We start from the raw sequence: 15487 nt of genomic DNA, 5'->3' as shown, positions 1-15487 counted from the left end.
ATGGGCTTGCCCCCTTGAGTCCGGTGACAGCCCCCTGCCGCCACCTTTCGCTTCGACGGTATGGGCGGCATAAGGCCATCTCGTCGTGCTGCCCGGTGAGGTGCGGTGGCTCGGACTCATCCCGTTGGACCCGGCCGTCTCACCGCTGGGGAGGACGACGGCCCCTTACATCTATCCGGGCTACCGGGCGGTAGTGATCAGGGTGGCCGACCCTGCGCCAGGTCGTGTCCGGGCCGTGTCCGGTCCGTCGGCATCGCTCCGGCTTTGTTATTACGAAACCTTGTTGAACAAGTCACAGGTGCGTGTAGGTGTTGATCCGGGCCCGTGGTTCGACGAGAGTTTCGCGCAGTCCGCCCGCGCGGACACGGCCGTCGTGCCCACCCCCACGGGGCACGACGGCCGCCTTAGGGTGTGCGCCATGACGACGACGTATGCGGCACTGCTGCGCGGGATCAACGTGGGCGGCAGGAAGAAGGTCCCGATGGCCGAGCTGCGGCAGCTCATGGAGGGCCTCGGCCACGACGGCGTACGCACCCATCTGCAGAGCGGTCAGGCCGTCTTCGCGTCCGGCCACGGCGACGAGGAGTCCCTGGCCGCCGAGCTCGCGCAGGCGATCCAGGAGCACTTCGGCTTCGCCGTCGACGTGATCGTGCGCGACCACGCGTATCTGGCGGCGATCGTGGAGGCGTGCCCTTTCCCGGCCGTCGACCTCGAGGCCAAGCAGCTCCACGTCACGTACTTCTCCGCACCGGTCGACGCGGATCGCTTCGCCGAGATCGACCGGAAGGCCTACCTCCCCGAGGAGTTCCGCCTCGGCGACCGCGCGCTCTACCTGTACGCCCCGGACGGCCTGGGCCGCTCCAAGCTCGCCGAGCATCTCGCCAAGCCCCGCATCAACAAGGGACTGCTCGCCACGACCCGCAACTGGAACACCGTGGTGAAGCTGGTGGAGCTCACGGCAGAGTGACCGTGCGGAGGCCGAGGTACGGCGCCAGGGAGACGATCTCACGGGGCGGGGCCAGCCGGGGGTCCTCGGACAGGAGGTGGGCCTCCTCCTCGGTGGCGGCGGCGAGGGCGTCGAGGAGGCCGAGGTCGTCGGCGGACACGGTGTCGTCCTTCTCGACACCGGCCAGCGGAGGCCAGCCGTCCCACGGCAGTGTCTCGACGCCGTTCCGGCAGGCCAGGTCGAGCACGAGACTGTGCCGGACGAACCAGGTTCCCCGCAGGCTCTCGTCCCACGGCAGCCCGAACGTCTCCGGATCGGCCGCCCCGCTCCGCACGGCCCGCCAGGCGTCACCGGACACCACGAACCGGTCTCGCGGCACGTCCAGCGGATCGAAGTCCAGGCCGTAGCCGGGGTGCAGCACCTGCGGGTCTGCCAGCCGCCAACTCCCGTCCGGCAGCCGGTACTCGGTGACCCAGTGGTCCTCGTGGAAGCCGTCGACGAAGTACGTCGCGAACCCGCCGCGCACCCGGGCCGGCGTGCCCGTCGCCCGCAACAGCGAGACGTGCAGCAGCGCGAAGTCCCGGCAGGTGCCCACGAAACGGTCCTGGTACGCGCGGGGTTCGGTCAGCGGCCGGTCCGAGCGCTCGCGCAGGATCCGCAGGATCTCGCTGACATACCGCGACTCGGCGTCGTGGTGCAGCCGTTCTGGCGGGATCTCGTGTCCGAGGCGTTCCCCCTCGCCCCGATGAATGATCAAGTGTCGTACCAGAACGGCGAGTTCGCCGGGATCGCGTGGCAATTCCCCGATGTCCAGGACCCCCGGCTCGCTGTACGGCGTCTGCTTCAGGTAACTGATGCTGTCCATGCCGGGACCCTCGACCCTGCCCCAGGGGCAAGGTCAACCCGGTGCTTCATGCAACGTACACACGCCTGTGCGAGGCTCCTCCCATGCGCTACATCATCATCGGAGCAGGAGCCGTCGGCGGTTCGATCGGCGGGCGGCTCGCGGGGGCGGGGCACGACGTGGTTCTGGTTGCGCGGGGTGCGCACCACGCGGCGCTGCGGGACGGCGGGCTGCGGCTCAGGGTGCCGGACGGCGAGTACACGTATCGGCTGCCCACGGTCGACGGACCCGAGGAACTCGGCGAGCTCAGGGCCGACGACGTGCTCGTCCTCGCCGTCAAGACGCAGGACACGGTGACCGCCCTGCAGGCCTGGGGCCCGGCGCCGGTCGCGGGCGGCGGCACCGCGGCCGAGCGGCTGCCGCTGTTCTGCGCCCAGAACGGCGTGGAGGGCCAGCGCCTGGCCCTGCGTGTCTTCCGGCATGTGTACGGCGTCTGCGTCTGGCTGCCCTCGACCTTCGTCGAACCCGGCTCCATCTCAGCGTGCGGCGCCCCCCTCACCGGCATGCTCCACCTCGGCCGCCATCCCCGCGGCACCGACGAGACCGCCCGGCTGGTCTCGGCCGACCTGGAGAAGTCGCACTTCGAGGCGCCGGTCGTGCCCGACGTGGCGCGCTGGCAGTACGCCAAACTGCTGTCCAACCTCGGCAACGCGCTGGAGGCCGTCTCCGGGCCGATCGCCGGCGACAAGGCCGGGGAGCTGTACCGGAGGGTGCGCGCCGAGGGCGAGGCCGTGCTCGACGCCGCCGGCATCGCGTACGCGAGCGTCGACGAGCAGCGGGCGCTGCGCGGCCACAAGGTCGACCTCGTCCCCCTCGACGGCGCCCCGCGCGGCGGCGGCTCCTCCTGGCAGTCCCTCACCCGCGGCACCGGCAACATCGAGGCCGACTACCTCAACGGCGAGATCGCCCTGCTGGGCCGCCTGCACGGTGTACCGACCCCGCTGAACGCCCTGCTCCAGCACCTCGCCAACACCTTCGCGCGGGAGCGCCGGGCCCCGGGCTCGATGCCGGTCGAGGACCTCGTCCGCCTCGCCGACGAGGCTGTCGCGTTTGTTCAAGAGTCCTGAGCGGGCTCTTCCTAGCGTGGGGTGCATGACGTACGACGACCCGAAGCACCTGCACACGTACATGACCGAGTGTGCCGCCGAGGCGGCCCGCGTGGCGCGCGGCGTCCCGGCGGACCGGCTCGGCGACTCCACCCACTGCACCGACTGGGACGTCCGCGCCCTGGTCAACCACTGGGTCCTCTACACCTCCCACGGTCTGGAGCACCGCGCCCTGCGCAAGCAGCTCCCCGAGGAGCTCACCGCCCGCGACTTCACCGCCGACCCCGACTGGCCCGCGGACTACGCCGCCCAGCTGGACCGCGCCGTCGCGGCCTGGGCCGATCCCGCGGCGTGGGAGGGCGAGGTGGACCTCGGCATGGCGAAGATGCCCGCCGCCCAGATCGCCTCGATGGTCATCAAGGAGATGGCCGTGCACGGCTGGGACGTCGCCACCGCCACCGGCCAGAAGTTCCGCATCTCGGACGACGCGGCCCGCTTCGTCCTCCACGTGGTCGACGAGCACGGCGACCTCTACCGCCAGTACGACGGCTTCGCCGACCCGGTGCCGGTGCCGGACGATGCGCCCGTGTTCGACCGCGCGCTCGCCTCCAGCGGACGGGACCCGAAATTGGGCCACTAGAAGGGTCACATATTGGGCCGGGACACTGAACCACCCGGTCACTAGCGTCGACGCCATGACGAACACCGCACCCACCCGCGTCGACTTCTGGTTCGACCCCGCCTGCCCCTTCGCCTGGATCACCTCCCGCTGGCTCCTGGAGGTCGAACGCGAACGCCCGCTCGACCTCCGCTTCCACGCGATGAGCCTCTACCTGCACAACGTCGGCAACGAACTCCCCGACTGGTACCGGGAGTTGGTCGACAAGTCGGTCGGCCCCGTGCGGGTCGCCGTGGCCGCCGCCGAGCGGCACGGCGAGAAGGTCCTGCGCGACCTGTACACCGCGTTCGGCACCCGCATCCACGAACGCAAGGCGGACTCCGCCGACAACTTCGCCGCCGTGATCGCCGAGTCCCTGGCCGAAGTGGGCCTCCCGGCCGACCTCGCGGCCGCAGCGCACGACTCTTCGTACGACGAGGCGGTGCGACGTAGCCACGATGCGGGCGTCGAGCCGGAATCCGGCGGCTATGTGGGCACGCCCACCATCCATGTCGACGGAACGGTGTGGTTCGGCCCTGTGCTGCGGGCGATCCCACGGGGCGCCCGGGCAGCCGAACTCTTCGACAGTTTCCGGGTGTTGGCGACGTACCCGGACTTCTTCGAGCTGAAGCGCACCCGCACGGGAACTCTTCGCTTCGACTGATCCGATGAATCCATACGAGAGGGAGGCGACTTCCGTCATTTTCTGTCCCGTTCATTGACTGGGGCTCCTAAATGCTCCTACCTTTCCCGGCGTTGGGTACAGGCTGATCCCACGGGAGGGGTACATGCCCACGCACCGAAGAGCCGCCCTCGTCACCCTTGTCACCGCCGTGCTGGCCCTCGGGGTCCCGGGCCTCGCGGCCCCCGCTCAGGCAGCGACCTCCGACCTCTACGTCTCACCCGCCGGAAACGACCACGCCGACGGCAGCGCACGACATCCCGTCCGCACCCTGCAACGGGCCCGCGACCTGGTCCGCGCACGGGCCGCCGACCTGAAGTCCGACCTCACGGTCCACCTCGCCTCCGGCACCTACCGCCAATCGAGCCCGCTCGTCCTGGACGCCCGCGACTCCGGCACGAACGGCCACCGGGTGATCTGGCAGGGCACCGGCGCCACCGTCGTCAGCGGCGGTCGCCAGGTCGTCGGCTGGCACCAGGCCCCCGGCCGGAAGGGGCTGTGGTCCGCGCCCGCGCCCCAAGGGCTCAGCGACACACGGCAGTTGTACGTCGACGGAGTGCGCGCCCAGCGGGCCCGCGGGGCCGTGCCGGTCGAGCTGACCCAGACGGCGACGGGATACACCACCTCGTCCGACGCCATCGCCCACTGGAAGCACCCCTCCGACGCCGAGTTCGTCTACACCAGCGGCGAGGCCCTGTGGAACATCGAGCGCAACGGCCTCGGCCAGTGGACCGAGCCGCGCTGCCGCATCGCCTCGGCCGAGGGCACCACGATCACCATGGTCCAGCCCTGCTGGGACAACTCCAACAAGCGGGTCGAGTTCCCGGACATCCCCGGCCGCACGGTCAGCATGGTCGGCCCGGGGCACCTCACCAACAACGGCAGGGCGACGTACGTCGAAAACGCCTACGAACTCCTCGACCAGCCCGGTGAGTGGTACCTCGACAGGAGCGCGCGAACCGTTTACTACCTGCCCCGCAAGGGCGAGGACCTCGCCCGCGCCGACATCGAGGCCGCGGCGGCCGAGAAGCTGGTCGACGGCCGGGGCACGGCGGACGCGCCCGTGCACGACATCGCTTTCCGCGGCGTCCAGTTCAGCTACGCGACCTGGCTGACACCCTCGCAGCCCGAGGGCTTCTCCGAGATCCAGGCCGGCTACACCATCACCGGCGACAAGGGCTGGGCGACCCAGGGCCTGTGCCAGTACGTCGAGGGCGGGACGTGCCCGTTCGCATCCTGGACGAAGATGCCGGGCAACGTGTCCTTCGCGTACGGGCAGCGCATCGAGTTCGCCGACGACGTCTTTGCCCATCTCGGCGCCTCCGGCCTGGAGTTGGGCGCGGGGAGCAAGGATTCGTCCGTCCGCGGCAGCATCTTCACCGACATCTCCGGCAACGGTCTGGAGATCGGGGGAGTGGACGGCCGAACACCGGCCTCCGGCGTCCAGGTGACGAACAATCACCTCTACGGCCTGCCCCGCGAGTACCACGGCGGCGTTGCCGTCCTCAACGGTTACACCCAGGCCGGCACCATCGCCCACAACCAGATCGACCACGTCGGCTACTCCGCGATCTCGATGGGCTGGGGCGGCTGGCCCGACAAGATCGGCGATGCGGCCACCCCGAACCCGAGCCACGACAACACCGTGCGCGACAACCTGATCTTCGACTACATGCAGATGCTCGACGACGGCGGAGGCATCTACACCCAGGGGTTGACGGGGACGTCCATGGCCGACGGTGAGAAGGTCACCGGAAACGTCATCCACGACCAGTGGGGCCTCGGCAAGAACGTCTACACCGACAACGGCTGCACCTACGAGACCGTCGAGGGAAACGTCCTCTACAACGCTTCCTACGCCAACGTCGCCTCCCGCCACACCGACTACCGCGACGACCTCGGCAACAACGACCCGACCCTCGTCAAGGACAACTGGTGGGAGGAGGGCACGGCCGACGGCGACAACAAGGGGCTGGTGACGACCGGGAACCGGATCATGTCGGGGGTGTCCGACGTACCGTCGGCGATCCTGGACAACGCGGGACTTGAAGCCTCCTACAAGGGTCTGCTCAACCGCCGGATCGGCGCCCTGTCCGTACCCGAGGCGCCGTCCCGCGTCGGCACCAGCACCGCGGGCGCGGACGCGCTGTACGTGACCTTCAACCCGACCTTCGCGGACGGCGGTTCGCCGGTGACGTCGTACACGGCACGGGCGTACGACGCGACCGGCAAGCAGGTCGGCCAACAGGGCGTGTCCGCCGCCGAGTTCAGGCGCACGGCGCTGGTCCGGATGGGCGGACTGCCGGCGTCCGGCGGGCCGTTCACCGTGACGGTCACCGCGAGCAACGCGCACGGCAGCAGCGCCGCATCGCTCGCCTCGTTGCCGCTGACGCCCACCGCCGCGAGTGTCCTGCCGGCCGTACCCGCAAGCCCCAAGCTGCGCACGGCATCCACGGCGGCCACCCTCGCCTGGACCCCGCCGACCGCGACCGGCGATGCGAAGATCGTCGGCTACCGGGTGACCGTCTCCGACGGGCGCTCCCCGATCGATGTCACCGGCCGGGACGTCCTGGTCACCCAGCCCTCCGCCAAGGGCATGTTCCGGGTGATCGGCGGCCTGAAACCCAGCACCGCGTACACGGTGACCGTCGCCGCGGTCACGGCGGCGGGCACCGGACCGGCGGCCACGGTGACGGCCACGACCAGGGCCTGAGTACTCAGGCCGCCTCGCCCCGCCAGTCCCCGTCCCGCCGTGCCCACCGCACGGCGGGACGCACCGCGAGCCCCGCCGCCGCGAACAGCACGGCCAGCACCGCCCACCCCGCCCCGCCGTGCCGGATCGCCGTCACCGTGACCAGGGCCGGGCCCGCCATCATCCCGGCCGACATGCCCGCGCCGAACACGCCCTGGTAGACGCCGTGGGCGCGGGAGTCGGCGAGTTCGTAGCCGAGGGTCCAGCCGCCCGCCGCCATCAGCACCTCGGAGAAGACCTGGACCACCGCGCCGACGGTCAGCGCGAGCACGGCCCACACGGGGGAGAGGCCGGCCGAGACGGCGTACACCGCGCAGGCCGCGGCCAGCAGCAGTCCGGCCCGGCCCATAGCCCTTACGGCACCGGGGACTTGGGAGGCCCGGCGGGCGACCCGCACCTGGAGCAGGGCCACCAGCACGCAGTTCACGATCATCAGCAGAGCGGCGGTCCAGCGCGGCGCCTCGGTCCGCTCGACGATCCACAGGGGCAGACCGACCTCGGACAGGGTGTACTGCGCGACCAGCACGGCGTTCAGGGCGGTCACCGCGAGGTACGGCAGGTCCCGTACGGCACGCCAGCGGTCGACCACGGGAGCGTCGGCCGCGACCCGCTCACTCGCGTGCGGTGCGAGCGGCAGCCGGCGCACCATCAGCGCGGGCGCCACGAAAGACAGCGCGTTCACCAGAATCACCGTCACATACGCACCCCGCGTGTCGAGTTGGAGCGCGAAGGCCCCGAACGCGCCGCCCACGCCCATCGCGACGTTCGTGACCGTCCGCAGATACGCCCGCGCCTCCACCCGGGTCGCCGCCGGCAGCACATCGGCGTAGATCGCGCCCTGCACCCCGCGGCTGGCCATCTGCAGTCCGGTCGCGCAGACGACCGCCACGAGGAAACCGGCGTACGACTGCACCAGGACGTAGGCCGCCGTCGCCACCCCGGTCCCGGCCCACAGCAGCGCCCCCACCTGCCGGGCGCCCCACCGGTCCGCGGCCCGCCCGGCCGGTACGCCCGCCGCCACGCCGACCAGTCCGGCCACCGTCAGGCCGAGCCCGACCGCCGTCGCGTCGAGGCCGACGATGCGGGTGAAGTACAGGACGCCGAGGGGGAAGTAGAGCCCGTTTCCGAGGGAGTTGAAGAGCGTCAGCACGGTGGCGCGGCGCAGGGCCGGGTCGGCGGGGAGGAGACCGGCGGCCCGGGTGGCCCGGTCGGGGCGGGCAGCGATCGTACTGTCGCCGTCCTGTTCGGAGGCCGGTGAGGCGGGTGTCGTGGTCATGAGAACAGCGAAGCCGGTGGCGCATGTCCGCCGACAATGATTTAGCGTGGCGCTCAATGATCGAGTTCCGTTTCGATGTCGGTGACCTCGCGACCACCTCCTTCGCGTACTCCCCGCTGCAGGAGGCGGTGTTCTCGCTGCGCTGTCTGCACGACCCGGCCCGCTATCCGCACCACCGGCCCTGGCTGCGCCGTATCCGCCCTCGACTCGACGCGCTCGACGGCGAGTTGCTCGCCGCCCTCGCCGCTCCCTGGTTGTGGGTGCCGGACTTCCTGACCCCGCGCCCCGAACGCGCCCGTCCGGCCTTCCCCTACGAGCTCAACCGGCTCCGCGCCACACAACCGGACGTCGTCGTCGCCGACTTCCACGCCACGTACCGCACCGCGGACGCCCTCCCGCCCGTCGTGTCCCGGGGCCTGACCGACCCGGCCGCCTTCCTCGCGCGCATCACCGACGCCCTCGACGCCTACTGGCACACCTGCCTCGCCACGGACTGGTGGCCGCGCGCCCAGAGCATCCTGGAGTCCGACCTCGCCCACCGCAGCCGGGTACTCGCCGAACAGGGCGCCGGGGCGCTGTTCGCGGGACTCGACGACCGCCTCACCTGGTCCGAGGGTCAACTCCGCCTGTCCACAAGGGACTTCATGCTCCAGGCGCCATGGACCGACACGAGCATCGCAGGACGCGGCCTGGTGCTGCTGCCGACCCTGTTCGCGCGTGGCGCCCAGCCCCTGATCGACCCCCTGCGCCCGCCGACCCTGATCTATCCGGCATACGGCCGCGCGACGCTCTCCGAGACACCGCCGCCGCCCACCGACACGGCTCTGGTACGACTCCTCGGCCGCGCCCGGGCCCGACTGCTGCTGCTCCTCGCGGAACCCGCCTCCACCACGGAACTGGCCCACCGCCTGGACGTCACCGCGGGCGCCGTCAGTCAGCACCTCGCGGTCCTCTACGACGCGGGGCTGCTGAGCCGCACGCGCAGTGGCCGGGTCGTGCGGTATGCGCGCACTCCGCTCGGCGACGGCCTGTGCCGTGATCAGTAGGCGCGGGTTTGTGGGGGTGCGCGTCTGTGGGGGCTGCCGCCCCCAGACCCCCGCTTCGGCCCGAAGGGCCTCGTCCTCAAACGCCGGACGGGCTGAGTGCCCCCCCGAGATCACCATCGCCTGGGCCGACTCCGGCTATGCCGGACAATTCGTCGCGACGCTGACGCCGTCAGCCGGCCGACGAAGGGCTGCCGCGTCGGTCGGTTACGAGCCGGTCTTTGCCCCGATGCCGTTGGCGAGGAGGCTCTCGGCGGTCTCCGCAATGGTGTCCTCGATGGGGCGTGGACGCCACCCGAGAAGCTTCTCCGCCTTGGCGCTGGTGGCGTCGAGATCCCGGCCGAGCTGGTGCCTGAGCAGTCGCAGTTCCGGGTTCACGATGCCCAGTGCGCGTGCGAGCCACACGGGCAGTTCACGGGTCGGGGCCTTCGCCGCGCGCTCACCCAGGCGGTCATGCAGAATGCGCGCGATGTCGATGACGCGCAGGCTGTGCCCGGCGATTGCCAGGAAGCGTTCGCCGGCGGCTGCCGGATCGGTCATCGCGCGCAGGTGCAGATCCGCGACGTCGCGCACGTCGACGAAGCCCATCCCGAAGGGAGGGCACGCGGGAACCTGTCCCTCGAGCATTCTGCGGACCAGACGCAGGGATGGCGGGTCGTCCGGGCCGAGCAGTGGTCCAAGGACCCCCACGGGATGAACCGCTGCCAGTTCCAGACCACCACCTTCGTCTTGGACGAACTGCCAGGCGGCGCGTTCGGCGAGTGTCTTGGAGCGCTGGTAGGGCGGGATGTCGCTGTCGACGTTGGTCCAGTCCTCCTCGGTGAACGGGGTCGAGCGCGGGGGGTGCCCGATCCCGATGGCGCCGAAGGCGCTTGTCAGGACGACCCGGCGCACGCGGGCGTCGCGTGCTGCGCGCAGCACCCGCAGGACGCCCTCGCGTGCTGGGACCACCAGGTCGTCGTCGTTCGCCGGAGTATGGCGCAGGGTTGGCGAGGCGACGTGGAGGACGTAGTCGCAGTCGGCGACGGCAGCGTCCCAGCCGTCGGAGTGTTCGAGGTCGGCGCGTACGACCGTGAGCCGGTCGTCGTCGAACGGTGTGGCCGCGTGCAGCCAGGACCGCAGTGCCGGCTCGCGCCGCAGGTCGCGGACCGTGGTGCGGACGGTGTGCCCGGCGTCGAGCAGGGCCTGGATGCACCAGCTCCCGATGAATCCTGTTCCCCCTGTGACCAGTACTCGTGTCATCTGTCTCTCCTCAGCTCTCGATTCGTGCAGTAAGGGGTGCCGGCGGGTGCGTCGCACGATGCCGCTGGGCAGCGGCCACGCTGCTTCCGAGGAGGGCGTGGCCGATCATGATCGGGTAGATCACGGCACGCTCGAACAGGCCGACGTTCCACATCCAGCCGGTGAACACGTCGGCCATGAAGAGGGGGAACGAAATCAGCCCGACGGTGCCGAGGGTGATGCTCGCGATCGACCGGCCCCTGGTGAGACCTATGCGGGTTCCGCCGGCTCCGACGACGATCGCCATGATGTTGCCGGCGACCATGACGCCCTGCGCGCCGAAGGTGTGGAACGCGATCAGGCCGTTGTCGACGTTGGCGTTGGAGCCCTGGAAGATGCCGACGAGCGAGACCCCGACGCCGGCGAGGACGGCGAGGATCGTGATGAAGATCGGGCGCATGCCCTTGCGCGGGTCGAACACGAGGAACACGCCGATGATCAGGAGTGTGCCGTAGACCACCCAGCCGGTGTCCATGACGGTACCGAGGGGGGAATCGGCCACCTGTCCGAACGCGGTCTGCGGCGGTCCGGTCAGGCCGAGGTGGCTGACCCAGTTGTACAGGGGCGAGTACGGCGGGTCCTGCCATGCGGCGGCGGTGATGAACTCGGCGACCCAGGACACGAGCGGGCCGAGAAGGATGAGAAGGGCTCCGGCGCGGGCTCCGGCGCCGGAGCGGACGATGGGCGTCATGCGAGAGCCATTCCGGGGACGCGCCTGCGGATGGCCTCCAGCTCGGCTTCGTCCGAGACGCCCTGCCAGTCGTACCGGGGCGTGTACGGGGCTTCCAGGGCGCGCACCTCGTCGTCGGTGAGCTCGATGTCGAGAGAGGCCACGGCCTCGTCGATCTGCCGGATCGAGCCGGCGCCGACCAGCGGCGCGGTGACGACCGGCTGGCGTCGCAGCCAGGCGAGCGCGACCTGTGCACGGCTGACGCCGTGGGCGTCCGCGACCTGCCCGACCGCGTCGATGATCGCGCGGTTGGACGCCTCCTCGGCCGGCGAGTAGAGCAGGTCCGCGTAGGCGCCGTCCGTCTCGGAGCGCACCGTAGAGCGGGCGTCGTCCCACGCGCGGGTGAGGCGGCCCCGGGCCAACGGCGACCAGATGATCGTGCCCACGCCCTCGTCCAGACACAGCGGAATCATCTCCCGCTCCTCCTCGCGGGCGAGCAGGTTGTAGTGGTCCTGCATCGACACGAACCGCGCCCAGCCGTTCTCTTTCTGCAGGCGAAGCGCCTTCGCGAACTCCCACGCATGCATGGACGAGGCACCCAGGTAGCGGACCTTGCCGGCCTTCACGAGGTCGCCGAGTGCTTCGAGGGTCTCCTCCCAGGGGGTGGAGTGGTCGTTGCGGTGGATCTGGTAGAGGTCGATGTAGTCGGTGCCGAGGCGGCGCAGCGAATGGTCGACCTCGGTCATGATCGCCTTGCGCGACAGTCCCCGTCCGTTGGGTCCCAGCCGCATCGGATGCCGCAGCTTCGTGGCGATCACCACGGCATCACGGTCGGCGAAGTCCTTGAGCGCCCGGCCGAGGATCTCCTCACTGGAACCGTTGGAGTACATGTTCGCGGTGTCGAAGAAGTTGATCCCCGCTTCCAGCGCGTGCTTGATGAGCGGGCGCGCGTCCTGTTCGCCCTTCGACCAGACGGGGTGCCCGCGGTCGGGCTCGCCGTAGGTCATCGCGCCGATCGCGATCGGGGATACGTCGAGGCCGGTCATGCCGAGCTTGATGTAATGCATGACGCTCCTTAGAGTATGTGGAGAGCTCTCCGGATAACGTAGTGGAGAACTCTCCACTTAGCAAGGAGGGGTCCTATGGTCCGTTCAGACGCCCGTGAGAACAGGGCGCGCATCCTCGCCGCCGCACGCGAAGCGCTCGCGGCGGACGGCAGCACGTCGATGAACCAGATCGCCCAGCTCGCGGGAGTCGGCGCGGGCACCCTGTACCGCAACTTCCCCACCCGCGAGTTGCTGGTCCTGGCCGTCTACCAGGACGAAGTGGCACGCATCGTCGGCACCGTGCCCGACCTGCTGGCCCAGATGCCGCCGCTGGAAGCGCTCCGCCACTGGACGACCGACCTCGTCGAGGCCATGCGCAGAAAGCACGGCCTCGGCGACGCCCTCAGCCCGGGCGCGCACCAGGCGATCAGCGAGCAGAGCTACGGGCCGGTCATCGCCGCGATCACAGAGCTCCTCGACGCCGGCAAGAAGGACGGAAGCATCCGCCCGGACGCCGACCCGGGAGACTTCCTCCAGCTCACCGGCGCCTTGTGGCGCGCCGCGTCCAGGCCCGAGGACCGGGCACCCCACATGCTCGCGCTCATCCTCGACGGACTCCGCACGCACCGGTAGACGCCGCGCACGAGACAGGGCCTGTCAAGTGAACGATTCACAGTCCCGCTCGTGCTGATGACCGGCCGCGCCATTCGGCCGGGAGAACGGTGGCGTCGTCGTCACCGAGGTTCAGAAACAGGCAACTGGCGCTCCTCGACGAGGCGGGCTAGGCGCCGACAGCCGCCAGCACCGGCCTGCGCGCCGCGTCGTACCGCTCCAGCAGCAGCCGCGCCACCTCCGGTGCCGGGCCGAGCACGTCGGCGAGTACGTCCGCCTCGGCGCCGCCGCGTGCGATGCGGTCCGGCAGGAAGCCGGGGGCCAGGACGTACGGGGCGACCGCGACGCGTTCGCAGCCCAGTGCCCTGAGTTCGCGCACCGCGTCCTCGGTGCGCGGAAGGGATGCGGAGGCGAACGCAGGCCGCACGGCGCACCAACCGGTGTGCCGCCACTCCCGCGCGATTTCTGCGATCACTGCGATCGCCTCCGGGTCGGTGGACCCCGCCGAGGCCAGTACGACCCCGGTCGAGGACTTGTCGCCGGGGGTCAACCCGGCCTCGTACAGACGCCGTTCGAGCGCGGAAAGGAGCAGCGGCGACGGGCCGAGCACCTCCGCCTGGCGGATGCGGAGCTGCGGCGGCGCGTCCCGCAGGACGGCGGGGATGTCCGCCTTCGCATGGAACGCGCGGGTCAACAGAAGGGGGAGGGCTACGACTTCACGGATGCCCTCTGCTGCCAACGACTCCAACACCCCGTGCACGGACGGGATGTTGAAGTCCAGGAAGCCCGTCTCCACGCGCAGCCCCGGCCGCAGCGACCGTACGCGACGCACCAGGGCGTGCACCGTCGCGGCGTGCCGCGGGTCGCGGCTGCCGTGGGCGATGACGAGGAGAACGGGCTTCGTGTGCATGGGACTTCAGCTCTTCACCAGCAGGCCGCGGCTGCGCAGGACCCACCGCTCCAGCGGGCTGAAGATCAGCAGGTCGATCGCTATGCCGACGAACAGGATGAGCAGGATGGCCTCGAACACCATGGCCATGTCGCCGGCGGTGCGCCCGTTCTCCAGCAGCTGGCCGAGGCCCACGCCCAGGTCGGGGAACTGGGCGATGATCTCCGCGGCCATCAGCGAGCGCCACGAGAACGCCCAGCCCTGCTTCATGCCGGCCACATAGCCGGGCAGCGCGGCCGGCAGCGTGACGTGCCAGATGCCCTTCAGGCCCGTCGCCCCCATCGTGCGGCCCGCGCGCAGGAACAGCGGCGGCACCTGGTCGACGCCGGACACCAGACCGTTGGCGATGGACGGCACGGCGCCGAGCAGGATCACGGCGTACATCATCGAGTTGTTCAGACCCAGCCAGATCACGGCCGGGGGCACCCACGCCACCGACGGCAGCGACTGCAGGCCGGACAGGATCGGGCCGATGGCCGCCCGCACGAACTTCACTCGCGCCACCAGCAGACCCAGCGGGGTGCCGATGAGCAGCGCGAAGAAGAAGCCCAGCAGACCGCGCGAGACGCTGGTCCAGATGTAGCCGAGCAGGTCGCCCTGGAGCCACGCTTCCTTGAACGTACTCCCCACGGCACCCGGCGAGGGCAGCTTGGTCGGGTCGTCGACGATCGGGTAGAGGACGAACCAGGCCACGAGGACCACAGCGAGCGCGGTGATCGGCGGCAGGATCTTGTTGACGAAGGTCTGCCGGAGAGTCGGACGGCTGGTGGCAGTGGACTCCAGTGCGTCCAGGCCGGCCTCGACGCTCCCGGCGTCCTGAACCGAGGTCGTCTCAGTGCTGGCCATGACGGCGGATCTCCCCACGCAGTACATCGGTGATCTCAAGGGACAGTTCGGCCACGGGGGCGTCCTCGATACGGCGCGGCTGCGGAATTTCGACCGCCCACTCGCGCGCGATCCGGCCCGGACGCGACGACAGCAGGATGACCCGCTGGGCGAGCCGTACGGCCTCGCGCACGTTGTGGGTGACGAACAGGACGGAGAGTCCGGTCTCCTCCCAGATGCGGGTGAGCTCGTCGTGCAGCACGTCCCGGGTGATGGCGTCGAGCGCCGAGAACGGCTCGTCCATCAGCAGCAGGTTGCTCTCCTGCGCCAGCGCGCGGGCCAGCGCCGCGCGCTGGCGCATACCGCCGGACAGTTCGTGGACGCGCTTGCCGTGCGCGCCCTTCAGCCGGACCAGTTCGAGCAGCTGCTCGGCCTTTTCGCGCCGCTCCGGCTTGGGAACTCCCCTGAGCTTCAGGGCGAGTTCGATGTTCTTGCCCGCGGTCAGCCACGGGAACAGGGCGTGCTCCTGGAACATCAGGGCGGGGCGCCCGTCCGTCGTGATGGAGCCCGCGGTGGGCCGGTCGAGCCCCGCCACCAGGTTCAGCAGCGTGGACTTGCCGCAGCCCGAGGCTCCCAGGAGGGTGACGAACTCGCCCGGCGCGACATCGATGCTGATGTCGTCCAGGACGAGCTGCTGCCCACCCGGCGTCGAGAAGGATTTCGAGACGTGCTCAAGGCGTGCCGCGTATTCGACCGACTCGTCGGCCTTGGCGAGCGTCGTGGTCGTGGCCATGGTC

At 70.4% G+C, this 15487-nt stretch carries 15 protein-coding genes; 7 read left to right on the top strand and 8 right to left on the bottom strand.

From position 1 onward, the window contains the following. Window positions 1-418: 418 nt before the first annotated feature. Window positions 419-967 (top strand): DUF1697 domain-containing protein, encoded by a 549-nt coding sequence (locus ACFY1L_RS14765; RefSeq protein ID WP_388823221.1) that lies wholly within the window; start codon window positions 419-421, stop codon window positions 965-967. Here ACFY1L_RS14765 and ACFY1L_RS14760 read toward each other — a convergent pair. Then, window positions 954-1811, bottom strand: coding sequence for a transglutaminase-like domain-containing protein (locus ACFY1L_RS14760; RefSeq protein ID WP_388823219.1), 858 nt, complete (start codon window positions 1809-1811; stop codon window positions 954-956). The genes ACFY1L_RS14765 and ACFY1L_RS14760 overlap by 14 nt on opposite strands. Window positions 1812-1894: 83 nt before the next feature. Between ACFY1L_RS14760 and ACFY1L_RS14755 the strand changes: the two genes are divergently transcribed. From ACFY1L_RS14755 to ACFY1L_RS14740, 4 genes are all read left to right on the top strand, one after another. After that, window positions 1895-2917: a ketopantoate reductase family protein gene (locus tag ACFY1L_RS14755; RefSeq protein WP_388823217.1), complete on the top strand. Its 1023-nt coding sequence runs from the start codon at window positions 1895-1897 to the stop codon at window positions 2915-2917. A gap of 25 nt (window positions 2918-2942) precedes the next feature. Next, entirely contained in the window at window positions 2943-3536 is a 594-nt protein-coding gene (locus ACFY1L_RS14750) for a TIGR03086 family metal-binding protein (protein ID WP_388823215.1), read from the top strand. A 55-nt stretch (window positions 3537-3591) separates the two neighbouring features. Next, window positions 3592-4218, top strand: coding sequence for a DsbA family protein (locus ACFY1L_RS14745; protein WP_388823213.1), 627 nt, complete (start codon window positions 3592-3594; stop codon window positions 4216-4218). Window positions 4219-4342: 124 nt separating this feature from the next. Continuing rightward, complete coding sequence (locus ACFY1L_RS14740; RefSeq protein ID WP_388823211.1) at window positions 4343-6949, top strand: right-handed parallel beta-helix repeat-containing protein; 2607 nt, start codon at window positions 4343-4345, stop codon at window positions 6947-6949. A gap of 4 nt (window positions 6950-6953) precedes the next feature. On the opposite strand, the gene ACFY1L_RS14735 is transcribed toward ACFY1L_RS14740, so the two are convergent. After that, window positions 6954-8264, bottom strand: coding sequence for an MFS transporter (locus tag ACFY1L_RS14735; RefSeq protein WP_388823209.1), 1311 nt, complete (start codon window positions 8262-8264; stop codon window positions 6954-6956). 56 nt (window positions 8265-8320) lie between these two features. On the opposite strand from ACFY1L_RS14735, the gene ACFY1L_RS14730 reads away from it, so the two are divergent. After that, the gene (locus tag ACFY1L_RS14730) at window positions 8321-9310 is read left to right on the top strand and encodes a helix-turn-helix domain-containing protein (RefSeq protein WP_388823207.1); all 990 of its coding nucleotides are present in this window, start codon (window positions 8321-8323) and stop codon (window positions 9308-9310) included. A 204-nt stretch (window positions 9311-9514) separates the two neighbouring features. Here ACFY1L_RS14730 and ACFY1L_RS14725 read toward each other — a convergent pair whose 3' ends face one another. From ACFY1L_RS14725 to ACFY1L_RS14715, 3 genes are read right to left on the bottom strand one after another with little or no spacing between them, the layout of a single operon-like run. Beyond that, window positions 9515-10549: an NAD-dependent epimerase/dehydratase family protein gene (locus tag ACFY1L_RS14725; RefSeq protein WP_388823205.1), complete on the bottom strand. Its 1035-nt coding sequence runs from the start codon at window positions 10547-10549 to the stop codon at window positions 9515-9517. 10 nt (window positions 10550-10559) lie between these two features. Further along, window positions 10560-11279: a DUF998 domain-containing protein gene (locus tag ACFY1L_RS14720; RefSeq protein WP_388823203.1), complete on the bottom strand. Its 720-nt coding sequence runs from the start codon at window positions 11277-11279 to the stop codon at window positions 10560-10562. Next, window positions 11276-12325, bottom strand: a complete 1050-nt coding sequence (locus tag ACFY1L_RS14715; RefSeq protein ID WP_388823201.1) for an aldo/keto reductase — start codon at window positions 12323-12325, stop codon at window positions 11276-11278. The genes ACFY1L_RS14720 and ACFY1L_RS14715 overlap by 4 nt, the downstream gene beginning before the upstream one ends. 75 nt (window positions 12326-12400) lie before the next feature. Here ACFY1L_RS14715 and ACFY1L_RS14710 point away from each other — a divergent pair, with 75 nt between their 5' ends. Beyond that, complete coding sequence (locus ACFY1L_RS14710) at window positions 12401-12937, top strand: TetR/AcrR family transcriptional regulator (protein ID WP_388823199.1); 537 nt, start codon at window positions 12401-12403, stop codon at window positions 12935-12937. Between the two features lie 148 nt (window positions 12938-13085). On the opposite strand, the gene ACFY1L_RS14705 is transcribed toward ACFY1L_RS14710, so the two are convergent. Genes ACFY1L_RS14705 through ACFY1L_RS14695 form a run of 3 tightly spaced genes read right to left on the bottom strand, consistent with a single transcriptional unit; the run spans window position 13086 to window position 15483 of the window. Further along, window positions 13086-13826 carry a sirohydrochlorin chelatase gene (locus tag ACFY1L_RS14705; RefSeq protein WP_388823197.1) on the bottom strand — a complete coding sequence of 247 codons (741 nt, stop codon included), beginning with the start codon at window positions 13824-13826 and terminating at the stop codon, window positions 13086-13088. A gap of 6 nt (window positions 13827-13832) precedes the next feature. Then, a complete protein-coding gene (locus ACFY1L_RS14700; protein ID WP_388823195.1) occupies window positions 13833-14711 on the bottom strand; it encodes an ABC transporter permease in 879 nt (292 codons plus the stop codon). Continuing rightward, window positions 14698-15483 (bottom strand): ABC transporter ATP-binding protein, encoded by a 786-nt coding sequence (locus ACFY1L_RS14695; protein ID WP_388823193.1) that lies wholly within the window; start codon window positions 15481-15483, stop codon window positions 14698-14700. Before ACFY1L_RS14695 ends, ACFY1L_RS14700 begins: the two co-directional genes overlap by 14 nt. Window positions 15484-15487: the final 4 nt, after the last annotated feature.

This window comes from Streptomyces sp. NPDC001663, assembly GCF_042893105.1.
In the GTDB taxonomy this organism is placed as follows: domain Bacteria; phylum Actinomycetota; class Actinomycetes; order Streptomycetales; family Streptomycetaceae; genus Streptomyces.
The sequence above is the reverse complement of the archived record's forward strand: the minus strand, read 5'-3'. Positions and strand labels throughout refer to the sequence as shown.

Excerpts from the sequence above, each read along its gene's own strand:
- ACFY1L_RS14765 (WP_388823221.1), top strand. The coding sequence starts at position 419 with ATGACGACGACGTATGCGGCACTGCTGCGCGGGATCAACGTGGGCGGC.
- ACFY1L_RS14760 (WP_388823219.1), bottom strand. The coding sequence starts at position 1,811 with ATGGACAGCATCAGTTACCTGAAGCAGACGCCGTACAGCGAGCCGGGG.
- ACFY1L_RS14755 (WP_388823217.1), top strand. The coding sequence starts at position 1,895 with ATGCGCTACATCATCATCGGAGCAGGAGCCGTCGGCGGTTCGATCGGC.
- ACFY1L_RS14750 (WP_388823215.1), top strand. The coding sequence starts at position 2,943 with ATGACGTACGACGACCCGAAGCACCTGCACACGTACATGACCGAGTGT.
- ACFY1L_RS14745 (WP_388823213.1), top strand. The coding sequence starts at position 3,592 with ATGACGAACACCGCACCCACCCGCGTCGACTTCTGGTTCGACCCCGCC.
- ACFY1L_RS14740 (WP_388823211.1), top strand. The coding sequence starts at position 4,343 with ATGCCCACGCACCGAAGAGCCGCCCTCGTCACCCTTGTCACCGCCGTG.
- ACFY1L_RS14735 (WP_388823209.1), bottom strand. The coding sequence starts at position 8,264 with ATGACCACGACACCCGCCTCACCGGCCTCCGAACAGGACGGCGACAGT.
- ACFY1L_RS14730 (WP_388823207.1), top strand. The coding sequence starts at position 8,321 with ATGATCGAGTTCCGTTTCGATGTCGGTGACCTCGCGACCACCTCCTTC.
- ACFY1L_RS14725 (WP_388823205.1), bottom strand. The coding sequence starts at position 10,549 with ATGACACGAGTACTGGTCACAGGGGGAACAGGATTCATCGGGAGCTGG.
- ACFY1L_RS14720 (WP_388823203.1), bottom strand. The coding sequence starts at position 11,279 with ATGACGCCCATCGTCCGCTCCGGCGCCGGAGCCCGCGCCGGAGCCCTT.
- ACFY1L_RS14715 (WP_388823201.1), bottom strand. The coding sequence starts at position 12,325 with ATGCATTACATCAAGCTCGGCATGACCGGCCTCGACGTATCCCCGATC.
- ACFY1L_RS14710 (WP_388823199.1), top strand. The coding sequence starts at position 12,401 with ATGGTCCGTTCAGACGCCCGTGAGAACAGGGCGCGCATCCTCGCCGCC.
- ACFY1L_RS14705 (WP_388823197.1), bottom strand. The coding sequence starts at position 13,826 with ATGCACACGAAGCCCGTTCTCCTCGTCATCGCCCACGGCAGCCGCGAC.
- ACFY1L_RS14700 (WP_388823195.1), bottom strand. The coding sequence starts at position 14,711 with ATGGCCAGCACTGAGACGACCTCGGTTCAGGACGCCGGGAGCGTCGAG.
- ACFY1L_RS14695 (WP_388823193.1), bottom strand. The coding sequence starts at position 15,483 with ATGGCCACGACCACGACGCTCGCCAAGGCCGACGAGTCGGTCGAATAC.